This is a genomic window from Mycoplasma sp. 6934 (assembly GCF_055523595.1).
This window is the reverse complement of sequence record NZ_JBVFVE010000001.1, coordinates 169536-194969: the sequence shown is the minus strand read 5'-3', so window position 1 is coordinate 194969 and position 25434 is coordinate 169536. Positions and strand designations below refer to the sequence as shown.

Annotated in this window: 20 protein-coding genes, 2 tRNA genes and 1 riboswitch; of the genes, 15 read left to right on the top strand and 7 right to left on the bottom strand. The window is 27.0% G+C overall.

Going from position 1 to position 25434, the window contains the following annotated elements:
• Positions 1–2 precede the first annotated feature (2 nt).
• The 5 genes from alaS to AC0B4S_RS00845 all read left to right on the top strand — a co-directional run bounded on the left by alaS (position 3) and on the right by AC0B4S_RS00845 (position 5325).
• On the top strand, positions 3–2627 hold the full coding sequence (gene alaS / locus AC0B4S_RS00865; protein WP_465101238.1) for an alanine--tRNA ligase: 2625 nt from the start codon (positions 3–5) through the stop codon (positions 2625–2627).
• Positions 2615–3070: a Holliday junction resolvase RuvX gene (gene ruvX, locus AC0B4S_RS00860; protein WP_465101237.1), complete on the top strand. Its 456-nt coding sequence runs from the start codon at positions 2615–2617 to the stop codon at positions 3068–3070. Before alaS ends, ruvX begins: the two co-directional genes overlap by 13 nt.
• Positions 3049–3723 carry a BC85_0335 family putative methyltransferase gene (locus AC0B4S_RS00855; protein WP_465101236.1) on the top strand — a complete coding sequence of 225 codons (675 nt, stop codon included), beginning with the start codon at positions 3049–3051 and terminating at the stop codon, positions 3721–3723. The genes ruvX and AC0B4S_RS00855 overlap by 22 nt, the downstream gene beginning before the upstream one ends.
• 29 nt (positions 3724–3752) lie before the next feature.
• Complete coding sequence (gene greA / locus AC0B4S_RS00850; RefSeq protein WP_465101235.1) at positions 3753–4241, top strand: transcription elongation factor GreA; 489 nt, start codon at positions 3753–3755, stop codon at positions 4239–4241.
• A 193-nt stretch (positions 4242–4434) separates the two neighbouring features.
• Complete coding sequence (locus AC0B4S_RS00845) at positions 4435–5325, top strand: IS30 family transposase (protein WP_465101234.1); 891 nt, start codon at positions 4435–4437, stop codon at positions 5323–5325.
• 30 nt (positions 5326–5355) lie between these two features.
• Here AC0B4S_RS00845 and AC0B4S_RS00840 read toward each other — a convergent pair whose 3' ends face one another.
• Positions 5356–6504 (bottom strand): IS3 family transposase, encoded by a 1149-nt coding sequence (locus AC0B4S_RS00840; RefSeq protein WP_465101233.1) that lies wholly within the window; start codon positions 6502–6504, stop codon positions 5356–5358.
• A 340-nt stretch (positions 6505–6844) separates the two neighbouring features.
• On the opposite strand from AC0B4S_RS00840, the gene AC0B4S_RS00835 reads away from it, so the two are divergent.
• Complete coding sequence (locus AC0B4S_RS00835; RefSeq protein WP_465101232.1) at positions 6845–8416, top strand: ABC transporter permease; 1572 nt, start codon at positions 6845–6847, stop codon at positions 8414–8416.
• A 122-nt stretch (positions 8417–8538) separates the two neighbouring features.
• Positions 8539–10032 carry an APC family permease gene (locus AC0B4S_RS00830; protein WP_465101231.1) on the top strand — a complete coding sequence of 498 codons (1494 nt, stop codon included), beginning with the start codon at positions 8539–8541 and terminating at the stop codon, positions 10030–10032.
• An 81-nt stretch (positions 10033–10113) separates the two neighbouring features.
• Here AC0B4S_RS00830 and AC0B4S_RS00825 read toward each other — a convergent pair whose 3' ends face one another.
• The 4 genes from AC0B4S_RS00825 to AC0B4S_RS00810 are packed head-to-tail and all read right to left on the bottom strand — an operon-like array spanning position 10114 to position 15196.
• Entirely contained in the window at positions 10114–12834 is a 2721-nt protein-coding gene (locus AC0B4S_RS00825) for a cation-translocating P-type ATPase (protein WP_465101230.1), read from the bottom strand.
• Between the two features lie 20 nt (positions 12835–12854).
• Complete coding sequence (locus AC0B4S_RS00820; protein WP_465101229.1) at positions 12855–13511, bottom strand: chromate transporter; 657 nt, start codon at positions 13509–13511, stop codon at positions 12855–12857.
• A 1-nt stretch (position 13512) separates the two neighbouring features.
• Positions 13513–14082: a chromate transporter gene (locus AC0B4S_RS00815; RefSeq protein ID WP_465101228.1), complete on the bottom strand. Its 570-nt coding sequence runs from the start codon at positions 14080–14082 to the stop codon at positions 13513–13515.
• A gap of 46 nt (positions 14083–14128) precedes the next feature.
• Positions 14129–15196: a hypothetical protein gene (locus AC0B4S_RS00810; protein ID WP_465101227.1), complete on the bottom strand. Its 1068-nt coding sequence runs from the start codon at positions 15194–15196 to the stop codon at positions 14129–14131.
• An 88-nt stretch (positions 15197–15284) separates the two neighbouring features.
• On the opposite strand from AC0B4S_RS00810, the gene AC0B4S_RS00805 reads away from it, so the two are divergent.
• From AC0B4S_RS00805 to AC0B4S_RS00785, 5 genes are all read left to right on the top strand, one after another.
• On the top strand, positions 15285–15746 hold the full coding sequence (locus AC0B4S_RS00805) for an L-threonylcarbamoyladenylate synthase (protein ID WP_465101226.1): 462 nt from the start codon (positions 15285–15287) through the stop codon (positions 15744–15746).
• A 1-nt stretch (position 15747) separates the two neighbouring features.
• Positions 15748–18255 carry a UU173 family protein gene (locus tag AC0B4S_RS00800; RefSeq protein WP_465101225.1) on the top strand — a complete coding sequence of 836 codons (2508 nt, stop codon included), beginning with the start codon at positions 15748–15750 and terminating at the stop codon, positions 18253–18255.
• A gap of 30 nt (positions 18256–18285) precedes the next feature.
• Positions 18286–18383, top strand: a riboswitch (TPP riboswitch).
• A gap of 20 nt (positions 18384–18403) precedes the next feature.
• A complete protein-coding gene (gene cypl, locus AC0B4S_RS00795) occupies positions 18404–19561 on the top strand; it encodes an ABC transporter thiamine pyrophosphate-binding lipoprotein p37/Cypl (RefSeq protein WP_465101224.1) in 1158 nt (385 codons plus the stop codon).
• A 2-nt stretch (positions 19562–19563) separates the two neighbouring features.
• Positions 19564–20289, top strand: coding sequence for an ATP-binding cassette domain-containing protein (locus AC0B4S_RS00790; RefSeq protein WP_465101223.1), 726 nt, complete (start codon positions 19564–19566; stop codon positions 20287–20289).
• The gene (locus AC0B4S_RS00785) at positions 20279–21937 is read left to right on the top strand and encodes an ABC transporter permease subunit (protein ID WP_465101222.1); all 1659 of its coding nucleotides are present in this window, start codon (positions 20279–20281) and stop codon (positions 21935–21937) included. The genes AC0B4S_RS00790 and AC0B4S_RS00785 overlap by 11 nt, the downstream gene beginning before the upstream one ends.
• A 32-nt stretch (positions 21938–21969) precedes the next feature.
• Here the strand turns inward: AC0B4S_RS00785 and AC0B4S_RS00780 are convergent, their stop codons facing one another.
• Positions 21970–23301, bottom strand: a complete 1332-nt coding sequence (locus AC0B4S_RS00780) for a DUF2179 domain-containing protein (RefSeq protein ID WP_465101221.1) — start codon at positions 23299–23301, stop codon at positions 21970–21972.
• A 166-nt stretch (positions 23302–23467) separates the two neighbouring features.
• Between AC0B4S_RS00780 and AC0B4S_RS00775 the strand changes: the two genes are divergently transcribed.
• Positions 23468–23553, top strand: a tRNA-Leu gene (locus AC0B4S_RS00775).
• 8 nt (positions 23554–23561) lie between these two features.
• Positions 23562–23637 (top strand) — tRNA-Lys (locus AC0B4S_RS00770).
• 294 nt (positions 23638–23931) lie between these two features.
• Here the strand turns inward: AC0B4S_RS00770 and AC0B4S_RS00765 are convergent.
• Entirely contained in the window at positions 23932–24240 is a 309-nt protein-coding gene (locus AC0B4S_RS00765; protein ID WP_465101220.1) for a hypothetical protein, read from the bottom strand.
• Positions 24241–24278: 38 nt separating this feature from the next.
• Here AC0B4S_RS00765 and AC0B4S_RS00760 point away from each other — a divergent pair, with 38 nt between their 5' ends.
• The gene (locus tag AC0B4S_RS00760; protein WP_465101219.1) at positions 24279–25427 is read left to right on the top strand and encodes an IS3 family transposase; all 1149 of its coding nucleotides are present in this window, start codon (positions 24279–24281) and stop codon (positions 25425–25427) included.
• Positions 25428–25434 lie beyond the last annotated feature (7 nt).

Here is a 25434-nt window from a genome sequence, read left to right as displayed (position 1 = left end):
ATATGAAATCAAAAATAATTAGAGAAAAATGACTTAAATTTTTTGAGCAAAATGATCATTTAATAATTCCATCTAAAAGTTTAATCCCACAAAATGATCCTTCATTATTATGAATAAATAGTGGTGTAGCCACATTAAAGGATTATTTTGAAGGAAAAAAAATCCCACCTTCTGGAAAATTGGTTAACTCACAAAAAGTAATCAGAACTAATGATATCGAAAATGTCGGTGTCACTGCCCGCCATCATACCTTTTTTGAAATGTTAGGTAATTTTTCAATTGGAGATTACTTTAAAAAAGAAGCAATTGAATTAGCAACAAAATTTTTGCTTGAGGAATTAAAATTAGATAAATCAAAGTTATATTTTACATATTATTATGAAGATTTAGAAACAAAAGATTTATGAATTAAGCAAGGATTTAGCGAAGAACATATGATACCCGGAGATAAATCTACTAACTTTTGGGAAGTTGGATCAGGGCCATGTGGTCCTAATACTGAAATTTTTTATGACCGTGGGGAAAAATATGATAAAAGAGGTATTGAGCTTTTAAAAAATGATATTGAAAATGATCGTTATGTCGAAATTTGAAATATTGTATTTTCAACTTATAATTCAGATGGTGAAGGCAATTACAATGAATTAAAACAAAAAAATATTGATACAGGTGCCGGCTTTGAAAGAATCGTCTCAATTATGCAAGATGCCCCTACTAACTTTGACACAGATTTATTCTTACCAATTATTCATGAAGTTGAAAAATATACTACTTGCAGATATCAAACCCAAAACTACTTTACAAAAGATGTTAAACAAAGTGAAATTAACACTTACTTTAAAGTTATTGCAGATCATATGAGATCTGTTGTTAACGCAATTGCAGATGGAGCTAAGCCATCAAACGTGGGTCGAGGTTACATAATTCGCCGTTTAATTCGTCGCAGTTTATATTTTGCAATCTTACTTAATATCCAAGAACCTATCTTACATAAATTAGTAGAAACTATTAAAGAAACATTACCATATCAATATGATACTACGCCAATAATAAACATCATTATTGATGAAGAAGAAGCTTTTTCAAAAACAGTTGAAAATGGTCGTCAATTATTAGATAAACATATTTCAAGTGGACAAACTATCTTTGATGGAGCTCTTGCATTCAAATTATTTGAAACCTATGGCTTTCCTATTGAGCTAACAGAAGAAATTCTCGCTTCTAAAGGAATTAAAATTGACAAAGATGCTTATTTAGAAGCTAAAAAACTTCATGCTGATTCAAGCCGCGGAGCTAAAATTTCTGGAATGGATAAAGTTATCAATTCACTAGCTTTAATTAAGCAAAAAATTGATAACTTTATAGGTTATGAATTTACAGAAAATAAAACGCAAATACTACATTTAATGGATACTGATACATTTCAAGATACAATTGATGGAATAGGTTACTTAATCTTAAAAGATACACCTTTTTATGCCACAAGTGGTGGGCAAAGACATGATAAAGGTTACATATTACAAAATAATAAAAAAATCCAAATCTTAGATGTTTTTAAAGATAAATATGGTAACCACATTCATAAAGTAGAAGGGTTGATAAATTCTCGTGATACAGTTGAATGTTTTGTTGATACACAAATTAGACTTGGTTTAGAAAGAAACCACTCAGGAACACACTTTTTATTTGCTGCACTTAGAAATGTTTTAGGAGCAGAAATCAAACAACTTGGAAGTGATAATAATGAAGAAAGGCTAACTTTTGACTTTCCAGCTGATTCAAAACCAACATCAGAGCAAATTACCCAAGTTGAACAATTAGTTAGAAGTTATATTAAATTAGGTGCTCAAAGACATTATTTAAATATGACCACAAACCAAGCTAAAGAAATGGGTGCTATTATGACCTTGGAAGAAGCTGAATATATGAATCCAAATTCTGTAAGAATCGTTAAATTTGATAATATTACAGCGGATTTATGTGGAGGGACGCACCTTAGTAATTCTGGCAAATTAGAAAACTTTAAAATAGTTAGCGTTGAGAAAAAATCTGCAGGAGTATTTAGAATTCGTGCTATTTCATCACATAAACTAGTTTATGAATATCTTGAAACCCAAAAAGATCAATTACTTTTAGAAGCTAATAAACTTATTAATAGAAATTTAAATCTAAATCAAGACTATAAATTTGATTTAGATTTACCAAAAGATTTAGAATTATCAATTGAATTCTTAAATAAAGCAATTGCATTAATTCGAAATGATTATGTTAAATTACAAAAAGATAAAGACCAAACTTCTAATTTTTCATATGATGATATTGAGTTTAAAACCATCTCAAATCATCAATATGCATTTATTAAAGTTGATACAAATGATAATATTAAAGTAATTGCAACAACACTAAGAGAAAAATATCATAATGCAACATTTTTTATTGTTAATAATTTAGAAGCCCCAATGTTAGTAGTTGCTTCAAAATCACAAAATTCTAATTACCTAGCTCAACAAATCTTTAAGGAATTTGGTGGCAAAGGCGGAGGCAATGCAATTTTATCTATGGGTAAAATTGCGAGCGCAGAAGGATTAGAAACATTCATCCAAGAAAAGTTACTATGAGAAAATTAGGCTTAGATATTGGCACAAAAACATGCGGAATTGCCATAACCGACGAATCAGAAATTATTTCTTCAAGTTTAGATACTCTTCGCTACGATGAAAATCAAGCTAGCAAAGAAATAATAAAATATATTAAACAATTGTTAATAAACCACAAAATAGATGGTTTGATAGTTGGCTATCCTTTGAAAATAGACGGAACTAAAAGTGCAACAACTTTTTATGTTGAAAAAATAATTAATGATTTGAAAACAAATTTAAATTTGCCAATTATGTTAATCAATGAACAATATTCCACAAAAAAAGCACATGAAATTATGCTTAGTGCCGGGTTAACAAACCAAAAACGCAAGAAACATAAAGATAAAATGGCCGCCCAATTAATCCTAGATGATTACTTAGAATACTACAAGAATAGGGAAAATAAACCATGACTTGAAGAACTATTTTAATAATTTCAGCAGCTGTTGCACTATTTTTAGGTTTTGGTGTTTATATTGGTATTTTAATTTGAACAAAAAAATATACCAAAAAGTATGTTGATAAGTTGCAACGTGAATCAATGGAACAAATTAAATCATTACGCAATGATATTGGAATCTTGCCCTTTGAATTAGAAAATTATTTTAAATCAAAAAATAATCCTTATGATATTGAAGGCATGATTAATACAATCTTTTTAAATAATTATCAAGATAAATTAATCTTGGCAAAAGATGATGAATTTGCGTTTTCATGTTTAGCAATAAAAACCAAAGGGACCACCTATTATGATGTTAATAATATTGATTTAAATAAACTAAACCAAGGTCGTTTAAATCATCCTGATTTATACGAAAATCCAATTAACATTTATGATGATAATCAAATTGATTTTCTCGGTGTTTTCCACACTTCATATGATTTAAACACAATTTTTAACAAGTTTTATTTTAATCTTAAACCAAATGGCATGATTTGCATTTTATTACAAAATATTAAACGAAAAGAACTTAATGACTTTATTAACTTTCTCAAAGACAAACACATAAACTATGAAATATCTTACTTTTCATCAAGATTTTTATTTATTACTAATAAAAATCTTGAAAATATAGTAAAATAAAAATAATATTACATACCTCAGGAGATATAATGAGCGAATTAAACAATAATAAAATACAATTATCACAAGAAAAATATGATGAATATCTTAAAGAATATAATAAATTAATTGACGTTGAACGTCCAGCTGTGCAAGAAGCTTTAAAAGAAGCTCGTGCACAAGGGGACCTTTCTGAAAACGCTGAATACGATGCAGCCCGTGAAAGACAAGGGATTGTTGAAGGAAGAATTAAAGAATTAGAAGTAATCCTCGATAGAGCCATTATTATTGAATCAAATACCAATCGTGAAAATGATAATGTCGATATTAATACTGAAGTAGAGTTTTATAATCTAGATACAAATACTAATCATTCAGTTAAAATAACTGGTTCTCACGACGCTAATCCTTTTGAAAATAAAATTTCAACACGTTCTCCACTAGCAACTGCAATGCTTGGTAAAAGTGTTGGTGATGAAATTGAAGTAGAGGCTCCTAATAAATACACAATAAAAATTTTATCAATTAAACATTTATAGAATTATTTGATCATTTGATTATATTTTTATAGTAGCCAATAAATTAGGCTAAATATAAGCACTGACACTTTTTAAATAAAGATATCAGTGCTTTTATTTTGTAATAAGGTGATTTTGTGGTCACTCACTACAATTTTTGGTAGCCAAAATTTTTAAAAAAGATGTTAGAACAATAAAATCTAAGATCGAATGTATGACACTTAGAAAAGCAAAGGATCTAACTAGAGCAAATCGCTTTGTTTGCCAATTTTGTTCCAAACGAATTAAAAGAGTTAGAGTACTTAATTTTAAAAAAATATATGATCATTTAGTAGGCTATAAATATTCAAGAATGTTCTTTGCAAATGATAAATTAAAAGCTAAATGAATCCCTTACAAACAATATTGAAATGAAGAACTTGATAAATACAACAAATATAAAAATGAGAAAAACCTGCAACTAAAAGAAGTAAAGAAATCAGTTACATATTTGGTTAATTCTTTTAGAAATATCTCGCCCGATAAGTTTATTCCTTCAGTTAGTACAGTTTATAAAATGATTGAAAAACACCCTTTTTTCCTTGAATTTGACCACATTATTAAAAAATCAATCGGAAAATATGGCAAACGTAAGAAAAAGCAAACAACTAAACCCGGAAAATTAAAAAATGCTACTGATATCTCTCAGCGACCAGATTTTATTAATGACCGTAGTGAATATGGACATTATGAATTAGACACTGTGATTGGTAAAATTGATGATAAATTTTTTATGGTAACACTTATTGAAAGAAAATCACGCCTGGCATATGCTATGTTGTGCAAAAGAGGGTCCAAGCCCGTAAAACAAGCTGTTAAAAAGCTTATCAAAACGCATAATTTAGACATTAAAACCTTAACTGTTGACAATGGCAAGGAAAACACATTACTGCACGAACTTATTCCAAAAGAACGGTTGTTTAGATGTCAGCCTTATAGTTCATGGCAAAAAGGGACAATTGAAAATATGCACCGCTTGATTAGGTATTACATTCCTAAAGGTAAAAGTAAACTGGGAAATTTTTTTCGGACGGTTTTACCTTCCCCAACCATACCATTTGGCTAAGCCAAACGGAATGCTTTGGGAAGGTTTTTTTTATCTTATTCTTTTATAATTATATCAGTTTATAAATTCTTTGATTTTTTGTGATAATTCAATAAAAGTAAGTCTTTTACAGGTTTGAACAAAATTTGGGAAAATTTCACTTTTAAGAATTGAAAAGAAATACTCAATTTCACGATTGTCAAGACTATTACCAATTCTTGACATTGATATTTTACCTTTTAGTGATTTTATTTTTTTAGTATATTCAAGCGAAGAATAAGTAGATCCATGGTCAGAATGTAAAATAAAATTATTTTTGAATTTTGTATTGGTGATATTATTCAAAATTAGTTCAGTATCATTTCTAAGTGATAATTCATAGGTCACAAACTTAGTTTTATGATCAATAATTGCAGATAAATAAATATGATTCTGTTCAATATCTTTTGGTGCTGGTATATAGGTCACGTCTGTTGCATATATATTATTGTTGCTTGAATTATAATCTCTTTTTACTAAATCAGGTACTTTAACACTAGTATTTTTAGATTCTTTAGTTTTATGTTTTTGTCTAACAAATGTTTTCAAATTCAGTTTTTTCATATAATTTCCTAGGGTTCTAGGATTTATTTGAATATTATATTCTTGGAAAATATATTTAGCAAGTCTCCTTCGTCCATACCTTTCTTTATTTTCGACAAAACTTTGAAAAATTATTTCTTTGTGTTTAACCTTTAGTTCTTTAGTCTTGTTGTTATCTTTCAATTTCTCGTAATATGTAGATCTTGAAACACATATCATTTTAGATTTTTTAGTATGTGAAAGATTCTTGATTTTCTTTATCTTTGAGATATCTGCATCAATATTATTTTCATTAAAAATTCGATAGTAGTATTTTATAACTGCATCTTTTTCATCGTCTTTAAGAGTATCAATTCATGTATAATCGAGAACTTTCTTTTTCTTTCTCCCAACACCTTTATCTTTCTTAGGTGATTTACCACTTTGTGATTCTATGTTCATATTTAAATTATACAGTTTTCTTTTCTTTAACATATTTCTCATTGATTCTTTATTTCAGTATACTTTTCTGATATCAAAACATAAATTTTCAAATTCTGCCTTGGTTATTCCCAGGTTCAAATATTTATCGTATAAGTCAAAAATTTTGACCCATTCCTTAGTCTTTAAATGTCTCATAACTACCTCCTTTTCTTTATATTAAAAATATTCGGATTTTGTCCGAATATTTTTTCCCTGTCTAGGCGGAGAACAACAAAGAGTAGCAATTTTAAGAGCGATAAACAGACAAGCAGATTTTATTTTACTTGATGAACCTACAGGTAATTTAGACTTAGATACCTCCAAATTAATCTTTGAGACATTAAAAGAATTATCAACTACAAAAACTATTGTTGTAGTAAGCCACAACTATGAATTAGTAAAAGAATATGCAGATAAGATTGTTAGAATTGAAGATTCCCAATTTGTAATTGAGAAAGATGATAGCCAACCCTTCAATAATAATAGTGACAAAATTTTGCGAAAAACAAATCATGATAAACTAAGTGTTAAAAATAAACTGAAAATTGCAACAAAATTTATAAAAAATGATTTGAAAACTAAAACTTGACAAGTCTTGCTAATTATTCTTACGTTTATAATCGCCTTATTTTCAACTCTAATCATATTTAACCTTAATATAGGTACCACAAGATTTAACCAAACATTTATTTCTGGTAATAATCTAGATTTATTCAAAATAAGTAAAAAAGATAATTCAAACTTTAGTGATGATGATATTAAAAATTTAAAACAAGAACCAAATATAAATAAAGCTTATACAATAATTCCAAAACCCGCAAACCTAAGACTTAAATATAATAACAACACGGCAATTAGTTTCTCACAACTCCAAGTAACTAACGATGCGTTTTTTGAGCAAAGATTCAAAACATTAAACGAAGTAAAAGGTAGTTTTATTCAAAATAAAAATGAAATTGTTATTAATGAAAAATTTGCCAATATATTAGGTCTAAAAAATCCAATTAATCAAACAATAACTTTACAACCTTATTTTACATCCAACTTTCAAGATGTATATCTTAACCAACAACTTAAAAACATTAATTACGAAATTAAAATAGTAGGTAGTTTTAAAACACCAGAATATAATAATGCGGTTAACTTTTGAATCCACCAAGACTTACTTAAGGAATTAGGTAAAAAAACTTTAACAATACTAAGTAATTCAAATGAACTTTTTCAAACAGTATCAAAGGTTCAACCAAATAATTGGTTTTCTAATTCAACACGTTATGCACCCAAATCAAGACAAGATTTAAATGTAAAATTAGTTGAAGGGAAAATGCCTGATAATTATAATGAAATAATTGTTTCAAATTCGTTTCTTGAAGATTCTCAACAACACTTTGGTTTTAAGTTAAACGAGGAAATAACAGCAAAACTTAAAACGGATTTGCCTGAATTAACTACGAAAATAGTTGGAATTTATGAGGGTGACGAACCTGAAATAAGGTATCACCATGATCTAATTGATCAATATTTCGAGAATTCTAATTCACTTATTAATCTATTTATTAATAGTTATGGTGAATCTTTAAATATTGAATTCTTAAACGCTTTATCAACAAAATATCATGTTTATGATAGCCCTGATTCCATCATATTTGAACTATTACAAAATGGTAAACTAATTCAATTGATCACATTTGGTATATTTATAATTTTTATCGCCTTATTTTTAGGTTTCTTAGTTACATATCTTAAGTCTCTCTCAGATTCAAAACGTAAAAGTATTGGAATTTTAAAAGCCTTAAGAACAAAACCCCGTTGAATTATATTTTACCAATCATTACATTTATTTGTTATTCTTTTAGCTGTATTTATAGTAGGTATTCCGTTAGTTTTATCAACTATAAATCCTGTAATTAACTTAATTACAGGGATAAAAGCACTTGAAACAAATGCTTTTTATAATTTTTGAACATTTACCACTAACTGAATCTTACTCTCATTTGTAGCAATAATAATATTTGCAATAATCTCATTTATACAATATAGAAGATCAACAAATGATCTACTTTATTAATTTAATCCATATGTAATAAATTTATTACATATGGAATTTTTTTTAGTTTATATATATATATATATATATATATCAATATTTATGGTAAAATTATCCCATAAATTAAATAAGGAGGTTTTTAAATGACAAAAGATAGAAAAATAGGTTTACTCTTATCTATCGCAATGATCATTGGATCAGTAGTCGGGATTGGTATCTTTTTCAAAAACGGTTCTATTTCGCGGGCTACTGATGGAGATGGTTTAAGTTGATTATTTGCATGAATCATTGGAGGACTTATTTCAATGTGTGCTGCTGTATCATTTGCTGAAATAGGTTCGTTTAAAAATGGTAAGTTATCTGGATTAAGTAATTGAGTTTACAAAGTAACTAAGAATGAAAAATTAGCTTACCATAATTCGCTAGGATACTCAATATTTTATTGAGGTATTCTAAGTGCAGTATTAGGAATTTTTGCATCTGAAGCATTCTTTTATTTCTTAATATTAGCTGATGTTGAATTTGCAAAATCTGTTACGTTAATAACACACGTCTTTGTGGGATTGTTGATAACAATTATTTATATCTCTTTAAATATATGGTCATACCAAGTAACTGCTAAATTTCAATTTGTAATTACAATTATTAAATTTATACCTTTATTTGCTGCGCTATTTATTGGAATTATTTTTCCAACAACTCATAATAATGATGGGACAAATGCATTTTTAAAAAATGCATTCTCAATTAAAGGTATTGTGGCAGCATTGCCAGCTGTATTATTTGCTTATGATGCTTTTTTAGTTTCAAACTCTATGTCTGAGAAGACTAAAAATCCTACAAAAACACTACCAAAAGCAATTTTAATTGCTATGACATTTATTGTTATTCTTTATTCATTAATTGCAGTTTCATCGATACTGCACTCATCTGGTTCAGTGCATGGTGTATTAAATGACTCTTTACCAGATAAATGAAAAACAGGCATTACTACCGCTGTAATCTTCTTTATCTTCTTATCAGCTTTAGGAGTTACTAACGGTATTTCAGCTGCCTTTGTTAATGAAATGCGTATAAGTGTAAGGAATAAATTTTTATTTGGCTCAAGCTCATTATTAAAGAAATTTGGCGAATTAAAAACTACTATTATTTACATTGTATTAGTTCATGCTTTTTACTTTTTAACAATTTTAGTACCAACTTTATCATTAAATACTGATATTATATTAGATGCAGTTTCAAACTTCACTACTTTATTCTTCTTCATTATTTATGGTTTAGTTATACTAAAATATACCTTAAAAAGAAAATCATATTCAGAAACAAAGAAAATGAATGATTATCTATTTTACATTAGTGCAATATTGGCAGTACTTGGAATTTTATTTGTTGAATCTTCGTACTTATATTTCCAATTTGCAAACCTTGCCTCAGATAAAACTAACCCTTCAGGTTGAGGTGTTTTCTGAGATAATGAGAAAAGTGATTTAATTAAAAATTATGTACCTATTTTACTTTATGTAATAACATTAGCATTTCTTATAGCTATACCATGAATCAACTACTCTTTAGAAAAAGCAGTCTTCAAAAGAGATATCATAAAAGATTTTATAAGTTCTACTGATATTATTGAATAAAACTAAAAGATATTCATTATAATGAATATCTTTTTAAATAACAAAAACCTTTAGGTATTATCCTAAAGGTTTGTTTTAAGATTATTTTTTATTGATAAATAATTTAATAAATTTTTCAATTTCAACAAAGATTATTAAACCAAGTCCCAAAATAATTGGGATAAACCAATACACAACGTTATAATTTTTAATTTGTGAAATTTCAGCCATTTTAAAGACATCTCTTACTCCTGGAGTAAAGGCGGCAAATAAAACACATATTGTTGAAAAAATTGTTGCTAAATAAACTAATTTATATTTAGTTCAACTAAATATAAAGATGGATTTTTTAGACATTAGATTAAGAGAGTTGAGACTAGCCCCAATGCCTAAGGTAACAAACATGCTTGTGGAAGTGAGCCTAATAAATTGATCACCTGCAATATTTTCACTTCTTGCATAAAATGCAACGATTACATATGATAAGATTGAGAAAAAACTTAAAATTAAACTATAAATTACTAAGTTCTTACCCATACCACGTGAAAAGATACTTTCGGTTTTTTTAAATGGTTTACGTTTCATAACATCAACATCATTAGGACTCATTCCTAATGCGATAGCTGGTAAACCATGGGTTAATAAGTTAATTCATAATAATTGCGAAGCAGAAAGAATAATTAAATCCTTCCCTTGAATATCATTTTTAAAGATAAATGATAAAACAAATAGTCCAATTAACATTACAATGATTTCAGTAAGCGAAGATACTAATAGATTTAATATAACAGATTTAATACGGTCGAAAGTTTCTCGGCCACTTTTAATTCCTTTAACAATGGTAGTAAAATTATCATCCGTTAAAATAACATCTGCAGCTTGCTTAGAAACATCGGTTCCAGTAATTCCCATAGCAAGGCCTACATCACTTGCTTTTAAAGCTGGAGCATCGTTAACTCCGTCTCCCGTCATTGCGACAACTTTATCATGCAATTGCCATGCTTTTACAATTCTTAATTTGTCAGCTGGGCTTACTCTTGCATAAACTGAGATATGTTTAACTTCATTTTTTAATTCTTCATCAGACATATTTGCCAGGGTTGTTCCGTTAATTGATTTATCACCTTCTTGTGATATTCCTAATTCTTTTGCTATTGCTAAAGCAGTAGTTAAATGATCACCAGTAATCATAACTGGTTTAATTCCACCTTCTCTAGCTTCAATGATGCTCTCTTTAACACCTTGTCGAGGTGGATCAATCATACCAACTAAACCAAGAAAAGTTAAATCTTGTTCATCTTCTAAAGATAATTTAGTTTTATCTTTAGAAACATCTTTGTAAGCTAAAGCAATTACTCTATAAGCTTGCTTTGATCATGATTCAATTTTTTCATAATATTTTGTATCTACATTTATAGATTTACTTAAAATTACATCAGGAGCACCTTTAACAATTATTGTATTAAAATCATTTTCATTGTTAACTAAGATACTCATTGCCTTACGATCGCTATCAAAAGGTAATGAATCTAATCTATTATGCTTTAAATAAAAATTACCTGCTGAAATGTTATTTTTCATTCCATAAATTAAGATTCCTGTTTCAGTAGGATCTCCAACTTCTTCATATTCCCCTCTTTCATTTAAAACAACAGATGCATCACAACATGCCACAAAATAAGATAAAGCTTTGGAATTGGCAAGTGAACTAGGGTTAGTAACATCCTCAAATTCAACCACTGTCATCTTATTTTCAGTTAGTGTCCCAGTTTTATCTGAGCAAATAACATTTGTAGCACCTAATGTTTCAACTGAAGGGAAACTTTTAATAATAACATTTTCATTAGCCATTTTTGAAACACCAATAGCAAGCAATACAGTGGTAAAAGTAATTAACCCTTCCGGTATTGCTGCAACAGCAAGTGAAATACCTACGATTAGTGCACTAGAATAAGTTTCTGGTTGATTTCAACCATTTGGTATTAATAAAGTATTAGTAATAAGTAATTGGGTGATTGTGGTGATAAATAATAGAATAACACCACTAATACCAAAGATTTTACTCAATTTATTTAATTTAATTTGTAATGGTGTTAATTGTACTTCTTGAGTTTCAATTAAAGTATTAATTTTACCTATTTCTGTTTTTAAACCTGTTTCAGTTACTAAGATAACTCCACGACCTGTAGTAATGTAAGTTCCAGAAAATAAATAATTGCTTCTTTCCCCAAGTGGGAGATGTGCAACATCAAGTTCAAAATTAACTTGCTTATCTACTCCAGTAGATTCACCTGTTAAAGCTGATTCAACTGCCTGAAGCGAATAAGATTCAAGCAAAATACCATCAGCACTTACATAATCCCCTGCTTCAACAATTATTAAATCACCTGGAACAATTTCACTAGCAGGTAGTAAAATTGTTTCTCCATTACGAATAACCTTTGAATTTAATTGATTATTTTTTTCGAGTGCTTGAACAGCTTGATCACTTTTTATTTCCTGGTATGTTCCAAGACATGAATTTAAAATAATGACAATTAAAATAATAAATGGTTCAACAAAACTAATTACAATTTCAGATGTATCAGGTTTATGACTTGCACCAAATGTTTCATAAAATGCAACTGATAAACTAAAAATTGCTGCTATTAGAAGCAAAATAATCATAAAATCTTTAAATTGTGATAAAAAGATTTTAAAGATGCTTTTTTTCTGAGTAGTTTTTATAGTATTTGGGCCATATTTTTCTAAAAAGTCTTTTGCTTGTGCAGATGTTAAGCCAAGTCGATTTTTAACATATTCTTGATTCAGACTTTTATTCAAAATTCCTCCTTAAATAAATATTATGCATATGGAATTGCAAATAATATTAAAGAAATAATTACGTTCAATAATATTATTAAAAATAATGATTTTAGTTTCTTTATTAAATATCATGATACTGGTATACCTAGCAACACATAAATTTTTAATAAAATATTTTTGTATCCTGAAAATACTTCTGAGGTAGGTTTTTGTATCAAAATATATTTATCGCTAGTTTTATTAAACGAAAGTTGTGGTTCAAAAATACCTAAAAATAATTGGATTGCGAGTGCAAACATAATGCCAGCCACTAATGGTTTCATTATAAGTAATAAATTCTTCATATATGTATTTTTCTTAAATTTATCAACATATTTCATGGCCAAAAGCATAATGATGATTGCTGGTAAGCAAAATACAACATAGGTGATTAAAACAGTGATAATCATTCATCACTCATTATTAGCAACTAAATATCCTGTTATAAATCCAAATTTAGTAGATACAACTCCGGGTGTTGTATTTGAAACAGTAAAAATATTAATAATCTTTTCTTCACTAATACCTAAATCAAATTGATTATTTAAAAATTTTCAAAATCATTCAAATACAGGCATAAACACCTGTCCCCCGCCAAATACTGATAACGATATCAATATTAAAAAAGGAATTGAAAATAATAATGCAATAAACATTTTATTTGCTCTTTTTCTTTCATATTAGATAAACAATGCTGTAAACCAGTATAACACAAATTATCGCAAGAACGGGGGTATTGTATGGACTTGGGATAAATAAACAAAATGCCAAAGAAAAAATAAAAATAATAATTCAAATTGGACTTTTCATCCCTTGCTTTGCTTGCTTTAAAAATCGATATCCAAAATCAAGCAAGAAAGCAATAATTGAAACAAGCACACCAACTGAAATAATTTTTACATATTCAAAAGGTATTTTATTAAACATTAGTAAAATTCCAAATGCAACTAAGATATGGGGTAAAATACCTAGTAAAGTTACTAAAGTTCCTTTTATTTTGCCAAGCATCTTAATTGCTATATAAGAAATAGTTTGAATTACTGAAGCCCCGGGCAACATATTAGTAACTATTACAACTTGGTTAAATTCTTCATTATCCAATCACTGTTTTTTATCAACTACTTCCCTTTTAATAATTGGCATTAAGGCATTGCCACCACCGAATGCAATAAAACTAATTTTTAATATTAATCAAAACACAACTCAAAAATTTACTTTTTTCTCCATATGCTCCTTAAAAAATATTATTTAGATGCTAAATAATATTTTTAAATTAAGCTAAGTATAATGGTATATAAATTAATGATATTAGGTAGTAAAAGGTATATGTATCAACAATGAAGTCATCGTAAAGACTTTTAAATAATTTTTGTTTATTAAGTGTTGGCTTTCAATCTAAATCCATAAAGTAAAAATCGCTTGAAAACTCAAAATAAATGTAATTCCCTAATGATGTGATTGACAGCTTTCTAACTTTTGAATTTTTGTTATCTTTAAATCTTTTTAATGATGTTTCCATAGCTAAAGGAGTGTACATCATTCTAATTTTAAGATCATCGTCACTTCTTGGTACAAAAACTTTATTAAATTCCTTATTTTCTAATTTTATGTCGTTAAATAACTTTTTATATAGTTTCTTATGATTTTGATTGTTAAATAAACTGAAGTTAAAGGCTTTTTCACCTAAATTAGTTGTATCAATCATTAAAAGACATGAGTAATAATGTTCAGTTTTTCGGTTACCTTTAAAATCAGTAGTAACTCTTTCCCATTGTGCATTTCTTAAATAAGCAGGATATTTCTTATCTAAGTTTCACATTTTCTCAGGACCCATTCTTAAAACATAAGCATCATCAGGCACTTCATATCTATGGTTTTGAAAAGCAGTTAGATTGATAGCAGTTTTGGCATTTGCAGTTTTATAACCAATAAAATTAAAATTAGGGTCTAAAATTGCAAATGAATCTCGGTAAAGTTTTTCAACATTAATACGATCTTCCATATTTTGAAAAATTAAATCTTTAAGTCTTTTGTATTTTCTATATATTAATACAGTTGCAAAAAATAATATTGCGCCAAAAATAATTAAGGCAAATCCAGAAATAATCACAGTTCCTATATTTTTTCCTTTAGGTGCTGCTGCAAAAACAATGAAAGCTATTAGAATTAATAAAACCCCAATGCCAGCAGTTATATAACCAGCTAAAGCTCATTTCTTAGCTTGTTTATATTCTTCACTATCAAAGGCATTCTCAATAGCTGCATTAAATAATGGTATTACCTTTTCATCCACTTTATCTTTATAAGTTTCAAAAGGCATATAATCAGATACTATTTTCATATAAAATTCTCCTTTATTTATATTTATATTAGTAAAATAATTATAACAAATTTATAGTAATGGTTATAAAAATAACTATAATAATAACATGTATAAAGTTAAAAACTTATTTATTTCGACAACAGATACCGTTGTTGGCATTGGTGGGGTTGTAAATCAGCAAACATTGGATGAAATATACCTTGTGAAAAATCGAGACTTAAATAAAAAAATAATAATTTTAGTTAGCGATTATAAGCAACTGACACTATTCCCTGAATGAAACAAAAAAGCACAAAAAATTGCCCAAAAATATTGACCTGGACCAACTACAATTATTGTAAATGACCAAGGTTTTCGCATGCCTAATCATCAAGGGTTATTGGATCTAATAAATAAAATTGGTCCAATATATATGTCAAGTGCAAATATTTCAGGATATCCTCCAATTAAAATAGAAGAAGCAAATGCAATCTTTCCGCAAATACAAAAAGTTTACAATTTTGGTCCAGGATCAGGAGTTCCAAGCACAATAATTAATTTAGATACTAACGAAATAATAAAGAGGTAATATGCAAGAAAAAATTTATATTAACTGGAACACATTTAAACGGGTTTTTGCATTAAACCCAACATTAATTTTCAATACCGAAAAAATTATTGAATACCTAAATAATCAAGCAAATTCAAAAATAGATATTGATGAATCTGAAAATGAAGTAAGTTTATCAAGCCAATTTGAACAACTACACGAATTAATGCTTGATTATGATGAGTTCAATACAGATTCATATATTGAAATATTGGCTTCTAATTACCCAAAATATAAACAAAAAGCTGAAGAGTTTTTAATAAAAACTCTCAACCTTTCAAAAGAAAATATCAAAGTTATATCATTACAATCTAGCAAAGATATAAAAATATTTCAAACCTTAGAAGCAATAAATAATTCTATTAGTTTAGATCAAGAATTACTTATTATAAACCCTGTAATAGGTTTTGATAAAGTATCAAACCTTAATACATTTACATTTTTATATAATCCTTTTGCATTGCATATTAAGCAAGGAAAAATAATTGCTTATTTATTATCTTATACTTCAACATCTAAACCTGAAACTTATTACCTTTCATATTATTTATACTGGCTATCAAATGAGCTAGGTTTAGTAATATACAACATTAAAAATATTATTATTGATCCACGAACCAAAATCTTTGGGCAGCCACAAAAAAACAAAATTAATTTTTTAATCACACAGGCAGCTTGAATATCTAATTCAATTGTTAAAAGTCGAAATAATCCTTATTTAGATTATATAAATGACTTAGAATTTTTCTTTAAAAAATCTGGTTTAGGGCTTCAATTTTTAAACAAAAATTATGAAAATGATTCAATTCATAATTATCCTATAAATTATCAAAACCAGCAATTTGATAATAGCTTTATTTCTTGTGCCAAAAATAAAAAAATAGTTCAAGATATCTTAGTAATTAATAAAGCATGTTATAAAGAATCAATGCTTTCATCTTTAAATAATTTTTATAATTCAATTAAATATGAAATAGATTCAGATAAATACATTGGAGATCAAAGTTGGCAAAATATCTTTTATGGTTTTGAAATATATCCTAATCACAACAAAAAAATTGTTATCCCAAATCTAAAACCAGCATCTAAAGCAAGTTCACTAAAGGAATTTTATGAATTTGAAGATTTTAGTTGATATTTAAGTATTGTAATAAAAGCATATGAAGAATTTAGTGATAATATAAATCTAGATGCTCTTTTATTTTTTACATCTTATTATGATTCAAATGAGGAGCAAAACTATAAAATAAAACAACAAATTAATTATTGATTAAAAAATGATAATATTAACTATCAAATAAATTATCAATGGTTGGAAATTAATGATTTTTTTATCAACGATAGTAAGGAATTAATCGCCTTATTAAGAGAATACTTATTAAAAAAGGATAACCAAGAATATATTCAATTTTCTGGTAAATTCAAACAATCTAAAAATATTAGATCGATAAAGGATTTACAAAACTCTATAGATGATTTTAAATCAATTCCTAATTCTTTCAATCTAGAAACCTTAAATATTATTAAACAATTGCATATTAAAGATGCAATTGTCTCTTGGTACGATTATGAAGGTTTTTCAGATATATTCCCTCCAGTTGATGGAATAGCAAGTTATAATCAAGTAGTGTGCCAAGTTTCGGTTATTACAACCAAAAATGGCATAGAACAAAGTTGTGAAAATATTGTTAAAGACCCCAAAAACATATCGTGCCAAGATTTTATTGATATTATTGATTCAATATACCGTGATGGTTGTGATTATTATGTCGTATATAATAAAGGATACGAAAACACACGTAATTCAGAAATTTTAAAATTAGTAAAAAACAAACTATATAAAAGCAAGGATCTTGAATTCATACAGTGACTAATTCATAAATACAATGCAAAAACAATTGACCAAGCATTTAATATTTTTGCTAATAAAATTCATCACATCAACTCAAATACTATTGATTTAGCAGATGTTTTTACACCTAAAAAACAAGTTAATCTACTCGAAGAAAATATTTTTTACTTCCATCAAACTGATAATAACATTAAGCAAATAAAATTAGAAAGAGAAACAAATAGTTCTTTGCCAATTGCGTATATTCAACTTTCATATCTCAAGGCATTTTATTCAATTAAAAAAATTGAAAAATTTATTACTGAAAATAATATAAAACTAAAAAATATGATTTTTCCCTATTCTGAATTAAAAATTCAAAAAGGAACAATGGCTATGAAGGAAGCAATAAATAGATTTCTTGATGCCACTAATGATTCAGTGTGAGAATATAATATAGTTCCGGAACTAAAAAAATATTGCGAAAATGATGTAAGAGCAATGATTATGGTTTATGACTTAATCATGTACTTAGCTCAAACCTTTTTTAACAATATTAGCGATTTTGAATATAAATTAGATAATACAAATGGTTTTGTTAACAATGGTAAATACCAAATTAAAGATGGTAATTTATATTTTGACTTACCACTATAGCATCAAAATATAATTTTATGGTAAAATAAAACTTAAGGACAGGGATGCTATTACAATCGTATAGCTGAGAAATACTCTTATAAGCTGATCTAGTTAATACTAGCGTAGCGAGTCTATTTTCTCCATACTTTGTCCAGATCGGAGAAATATGAAACATCTATTTAAAAAAATAATATTTACATTTGGGCAATTGCCTTTAATCGGTGTTATTGCTTTATCATGCACAAACCAAGAAAATAATAAAAATATCCTAAGGATAAATATCGGGGTAGGTTTAAATCCCACTCAGGTCAACGAATTTCAAACAACCCTTAATGAAGAAATTAAAAAACAAGGCGGACAATTTCAAGTCAAAATTTCGACTGAAGGTTCATTTAATGAATATAGTAAAAACTTTGATGATTTAATTAAAAATAAACAAGACTTAGTGTTTATCTCACCAGGTAAAGTTATCAACAAAAAGAAGGAAATCCAAGATAGTAATATTGAACTTGGAATCCAGACTTATACCAAAGCTTTTATAGGGTCAAGTCCAGAAAATAATGAAACATATCAAAATGGTTTAGAAAATGATCCTCTTCGCAAACTTGCTCGATCTCAGCAAGTTCTTTTTGATAAACTTCCTAGGTCCAAATGAGATGATCCAGTTAACGGTAATAATTATGCAAGTTATTTATATAACAATTTTTACTCAGATAATTTAACTAAATATTATCGTGGGGTAATTTATATAGTTGCAGATCAACAAACAACTCAAGAAATTATCGATGCATGAAATAAAAAAGATTTGAATAAATTTTTAGGTTTTGGCTATGTGCATAGCAATGACAAAGAATCTGCAAGCAAATACATCTTACAACAAGCACTGCTTAAAAAACACTTTGGTGATCAATTCACCTCATTACTTGATTTAATTAATAAAAATGCTAATTATAAGCTGGACCCAAAACCTTTAGTAAATATTTATAAAGCCTCACTAAATAACCAAAAAATCTTTTTTGATGCTGAAGGTCTTTATACTTACACTAAATACAAAGATAGCAATGATCCTTTTACAATTAACCAAGAAACTAGACCAAATCAAAAATTTACTTTCTTAACAACAACAGATCCGCTTCCAAATAGTATTGGAATTTATAAAAAAAGTATTGATAAAGGTAAGATTCAAATTCTTGCAAAAGCATTAAAGTCGTTAGCAACCACTAAAAATGATTTATGAGGTCCTAGCCACGGATTTTATAGTTATGATTATATAAATGATCCAGAAAAAGATATTTGGTCAATTTTAGATAATATAGGAAATTAAAATTGGTATTTAAAAAAGTTCAAATTGCTTACAATAATTCAATAATTATTAATGATTTTAATGCAAAATTTCCTGCTGGGCAACTTTGTGGTTTAATTGGTCCAAGTGGGTGCGGGAAAAGCACATTACTTAAATCAATTTTTAACCATTCATTAGTAAAAAATGGAATACTAACATATCAAAACAAGGATGTCTTAAAATTTAATAAAAAAGAGCTCTTAAATTTCAAAAAAAGCATTTTTTACTTAAGACCGGAAAATAACTTAGTTGAAGATTTGGATTTTTATCAAAATTTACTAAGTGATTTTAGTCAATATAAAAATTGATTTTATAGGCTTTTTAAAATACTCACAAAAACACAAAAAGAACAACTCTTTGATATTTTAACAAATTTAAAAGTTCAAGATCTTGCATTTCAAAAAATATCAAAACTATCTTCTGGGCAAAAACAACGTTTAAGTATTACTAAAATGATCTTTAATAAACCAAAGATTATTTTAGCAGATGAACCAACAAGCAATTTAGACATTGAAAATACAAAAGTTATTTTTGAACTTTTAAATCAATATAAAAAAGATACACAGGTGATTGTTGCAATACATGACTTAAATGCAGCATTATCATATTTTGATAAATTGTTTGTATTTGATAAAAAAAATAACGATATCTTGGAAATTGACCCTAGGAATTTAAATTTTGAAGACTTAAAAAAATATTATGAAACATAATAATACTTTTACAACAAATTTAAAAAAGAAAGAATGAAAGCGCAATATCTTAAGTATTCTTTCACTATTATTTTTTATATACTGTTTATATCAAATTGGTGTTTTTAATAGTTTTTATCCTTCTGGATTTAAAAGATTTATAAACCATTTAAGAGATTTATTTACATTTAAAAATTCGCATCCTGAGTTATCTAATAAAAATTTATGAGTTTTAAATTTTGAATATTTGTTTATAACTCTTAAATCAGTTGTTGGTGGTTCAATCTTTGGATACTTACTAGCATTTCTAACCTCATATTCAGGCGCTAAAAATATTAACAAAAATAAATATCTAGCATTTTGTATTAGGTGGTTTGTAATATTCTTAAGGTCATTCCCTTTAATCATGTATTTATTTTTATTCCAAGGTATTTTTAGTCCTTATTTGTCAGCATTTTTTATATTCTTTTGAAGCACATGATTATGAGTGCATAAATTCTTAATTCAAATAATTGAAAATTTTGAAAGTAAGTATTATTGAATCGATCGCTCATTAGGAATAAGTAAATATTCTAGTTTTAAAAAAAATATCTACTTGCCTAATAAAAATAGATACACAATGAATATGTTGTTATCACTTGATACAAATATAAGATGAAGTTCAATTTTAGGAAGTATTGGAATAGTAGGAATTGGTTTTTGAATCGAAAACAATAAAACCCAATTTATTTATTTAGGAATTAGCCTTTTATATATATATTTAATTACGGTTTTCTTTGAAGTCTTAATAAGTCTTTATAATAATTACTTAAAAGATTATTTATATAAAGTTACTTCAAATAAAAACTATCATAAAACAGTCACTTATAATTTTCCAAAATATATATGGAATATCTTAAAACTACTGTTTTTAGTCATCTTACTATGGAGCTTAGTTGAATTATTTAGTAATCAACATATTCAATGAAATATACTATGGTTATTTTTAAAAGATTTTTTTAATTGAGATTTTAGTGATTTAGTAAATAATTCTTTCAACGATTATTATGATTATTTTTTAATCCTAATTAATGTTTATGCTGCTGTTTATAGTGCTTATTGACTTTCCGTGCTATATTCCTTTTTTATGAGTGAAAAAACTGATAAAGTTTTTATTTCTTGATTTTTAAGGGGATTCTTAGTATTTTTAAAAACTATACCCATAGTAGTTTTCTTTATTTTATTTAATGCTTTTTTAGATTCGTTGACTGTTTTAAACATTGTTTTATTTATAAGTGCATTTCGAACCTTAGTTAAACATTTAGTAAGTAAAATAAATAGTTTTTCAAATGACGAAATAAACCTATATAGAACCTTAGGTTTAAAAGATTTGCAAATCTATTTTCAAAAAATTTATCCAAGTATTCAAAAAGATATCTTTTCACTTATTTTCTTTGAATATGAAAGTACGTTTAGAAATGCTTTGACATATGGAATTTTTTCAAGCATTTCATTAACTTCTAAAATTCAATATTACCATGAAAGAAATATTTATAATACAACAATACCACTGCTTTTGCCAAGCATTCTATTTTTTATAACCTTAGAAATAATTTATTACCTTTATAAAAATAATTGGAAAGTGCCAATACCATTTAACTGAATAAAGGCTTTAATTAAAAAAATATAAATAAAAAGAACAAGTATTTGTTCTTTTTTCTATTAAAATTTATTCTTTGGTAAATAAATATGTCCATTGATGCTTGTGACATCGGAAACTGAAATAAATGCATCTTCATCAATTTTTCGAACATCTTTAATAATTCGATCTACTTGTCTAAATAATGTAATTGTAGTAATAACATTAAATCGATCTTTAGAATATCCTCCGTTGGCATGAAACTCAGTAATACCTGTAACTATTTTTCTTTCGTGTGTTAGTAGTTCTGAAATTTCATCAGCTTTATTGAGTGAAAACACTTCAACACGTACTAGTTTAAACTTAGGATATAATTTATTTAGTGCCATTATATAAACAACGTTAGTTAAAACAGTAGCTAAAAAGTTTGGCGATAAATATAATTCAAAACTTCAAGCTTTTTTGGTAATTTGCAATAATTCTGTATTATCAGAATTAGCAGATGTTATATTCTTGCCAGCTTCTTGAAGTAATAATGACCCAGGTAACCAAGAACCAACTAAGACACCAATTAAAACAATAATAATGTTCATATAACCTGAAATTGTTCCGAATGATTTTTGTTTAGCATTAGCATATCATTCACCTATTACACCAGTTACACCAGCTGTTCCACCAATAATTTGTATAATTGCAAAAATTCAAGCTAGTAAATAACCGTAAATAACTGCATAAGCAAAGAGTGCTATGATATTTCCTCCATCACTTCATAAAAGAGGTATAATAGAACTTAACTTTTGTTTAAATTCTGGTAATACTTCTTTAACTTTTGGATTTGAAAATTCCCCGATAATATATACTCCATTTGCTCCAGGAATCAACCCAATTGAAAAAGATACAATTGACGAAACAACTAAAAATAATACTGTTAAATTACTAAATAATTTTCCAATTTTTTTATACCCAAAAATAAAAATGGGAATACTTAAAATTATATAAGCAATTCAGAAAATAAATTGTTCTATTAAATTACGAACAGTTTCTGTTACTTGACCTTCTTTAAATAAAACAACCACAAGCCTTGCTAGTGCTTGTCCAAATGCTGCAAGACCAAAATTATAAATTCCAACATTCTTTACAAAGAAAACACTAATTACACCAAAAAAAATTGCAGTTATAATAGTTATCAAAACTATTTTCCATGTTGGCATATAAGAATATAGTTTTGATAATTTTAAACCAAAGTTAGACATTTTGGTTCTCTTATAAACTGTATTCTTTTTAAAAATTTTGTCAACTCCTTCACCAATTATTGCTTTTTCAATTTCAATTGACTTAGCACTTTTAAAAGAATGACGCTTGTTTGCATTTTCATTATTATCTAATGAATTATGTTCTTCATTTTTTATATCCATGTTCCTCCTTTGCAGAAAAAAAGAAGATACACAAGATAACTACGAGTTATTTTATGTACTAATATAATTTTATAATATTTTTAGAAAATTGGTTCAAAAAAGTTAAAAAAAGTATTTTGTTTTTTTATTTTATGTTATAATATTAGAGCAATTAAAGAAGTTAATTGCCCAGGTGGCGGAATGGTAGACGCAAGGGACTTAAAATCCCTCGGTCGCAAGACCGTGCTGGTTCAAGTCCAGTCCTGGGCACCAAATGATGTGCGTCCTTAGCTCAGCAGGTAGAGCAAATGGCTTTTAACCATTGGGTCAGAGGTTCGAATCCTCTAGGACGTACCATTTCAGAAATGACCTATAACACCTATTAAGGTGTTATTTTTTGTATTATTAATTCTTTATTATAAAATCTTGAAAAAGATAGTCTTAAGACTATCTTTTTTTTGTTTGTTTTTTGGAAAAGTCACATTCAAGACATTAACAAAATAATTGCGATTTAATTTTAACATAAATTTTACATAAAAAATGTATGCGAAAACAGAAAACACGACAGTGTTTTCTCGTCGGTTTTGCTTACTTTTGCCAAAAGTAAGGCCCCTTTGATTGCAATCAAAGGCGGGGGATTAAAAAAAATTTTTAGGTTATCTTATATTGCCGTACAACTTGTCGGTAGTTATTTATTTTTTCCATCATATAATCAATTTCTTGCTGAGAGTATTTATCTAAGCTTTTTCCTTTGGGAATGTAATACCTAATTAAGCGGTGCATATTTTCTATTGAACCTTTTTGTCATGAACTATATGGTTGGCATTTAAATAATCTTTCAGTTGGAATGACATGGTGCAATAAGACATTTTCACTAACATTATCAACTGTTAAAGTTTTAATATCTAAGCTATGTTTCTTGATTAGTTTGATATAGACAGGGAAGAAATATTCGGACAAAATCCGAATATTTTTAATATAAAGAAAAAGAGGTAGTTATGAGACATTTAAAGACTAAAGAATGAGTTAAAATTTTTGACTTATACGATAAATACTTGAACCTGGTAATAACCAAAGCAGAATTTGAAAATTTCTGTTTTGACATCAGAAAAGCATACTGAAATAAAGAATCAATGAAAAATATGTTAAAGAAAAGAAAACTGTATAATTTAAATATGAACATAGAATCACAAAGCGGTAAATCACCCAAGAAAGATAAAGGTGTTGGGAGAAAGAAAAAGAAAGTTCTCGATTATACATGAATTAATACTCTTAAAGATGATGAAAAAGATGCAGTTATAAAATACTACTATCGAATTTTTAATGAAAATAATATTGATGCAGATATTAAAAATATTAAAGAAATTGAAAATCTTTCATCAAAATACAAGGCAAAAATTTTTTTAATAGCAAGATCCACATATTATGAGAAATTGAAAGATAACAACAAAGCTAAAGAGATAAATGTCAAACACAAAGAAATAATTTTTAAAAGTTTTGTCGAAAATAAAGAAAGGTATGGACGAAGGAGGCTTGCTAAATATATTTTCCAAGAATATAATATTCAAATAAATCCTAGAACCCTTGGGAATTATATGAAAAAACTTAATTTAAAAACATTTGTTAGACAAAAACGTAAAAACAAAGAATCTAAAAATACTTGTGTTAAAGTGCCTGATTTAGTAAAACGAGATTATAATTCAATCAACAATAATATATATGCAACAGACGTGACCTACATACCAGCACCAAAAGACATTGAGCAAAATCATATTTATTTATCCGCAATTATCGACCATAAAACTAAGTTTGTGACCTATGAATTATCACTTAGAAATGATACCGAACTAATTTTGAATAATATCAGTAATACAAAATTCAAAAAAAATTTTATTTTACATTCTGACCATGGATCTGCTTATTCGTCGGTTGAATATACTAAAAAAATAGAATTGCTAAAAGGTAAAATATCAATGTCAAGAATTGGCAATAGTCTAGACAACCGTGAAATTGAATATTTCTTTTCAATTCTTAAAAGCGAGATTTTTCCAAATTTTGATCAAACCTGTAAAAGGCTTACTTTTATTGAATTATCACAAAAAATCAAAGAATTTATAAACTGATATAATTATAAAAGAATAAGATAAAAAAAAC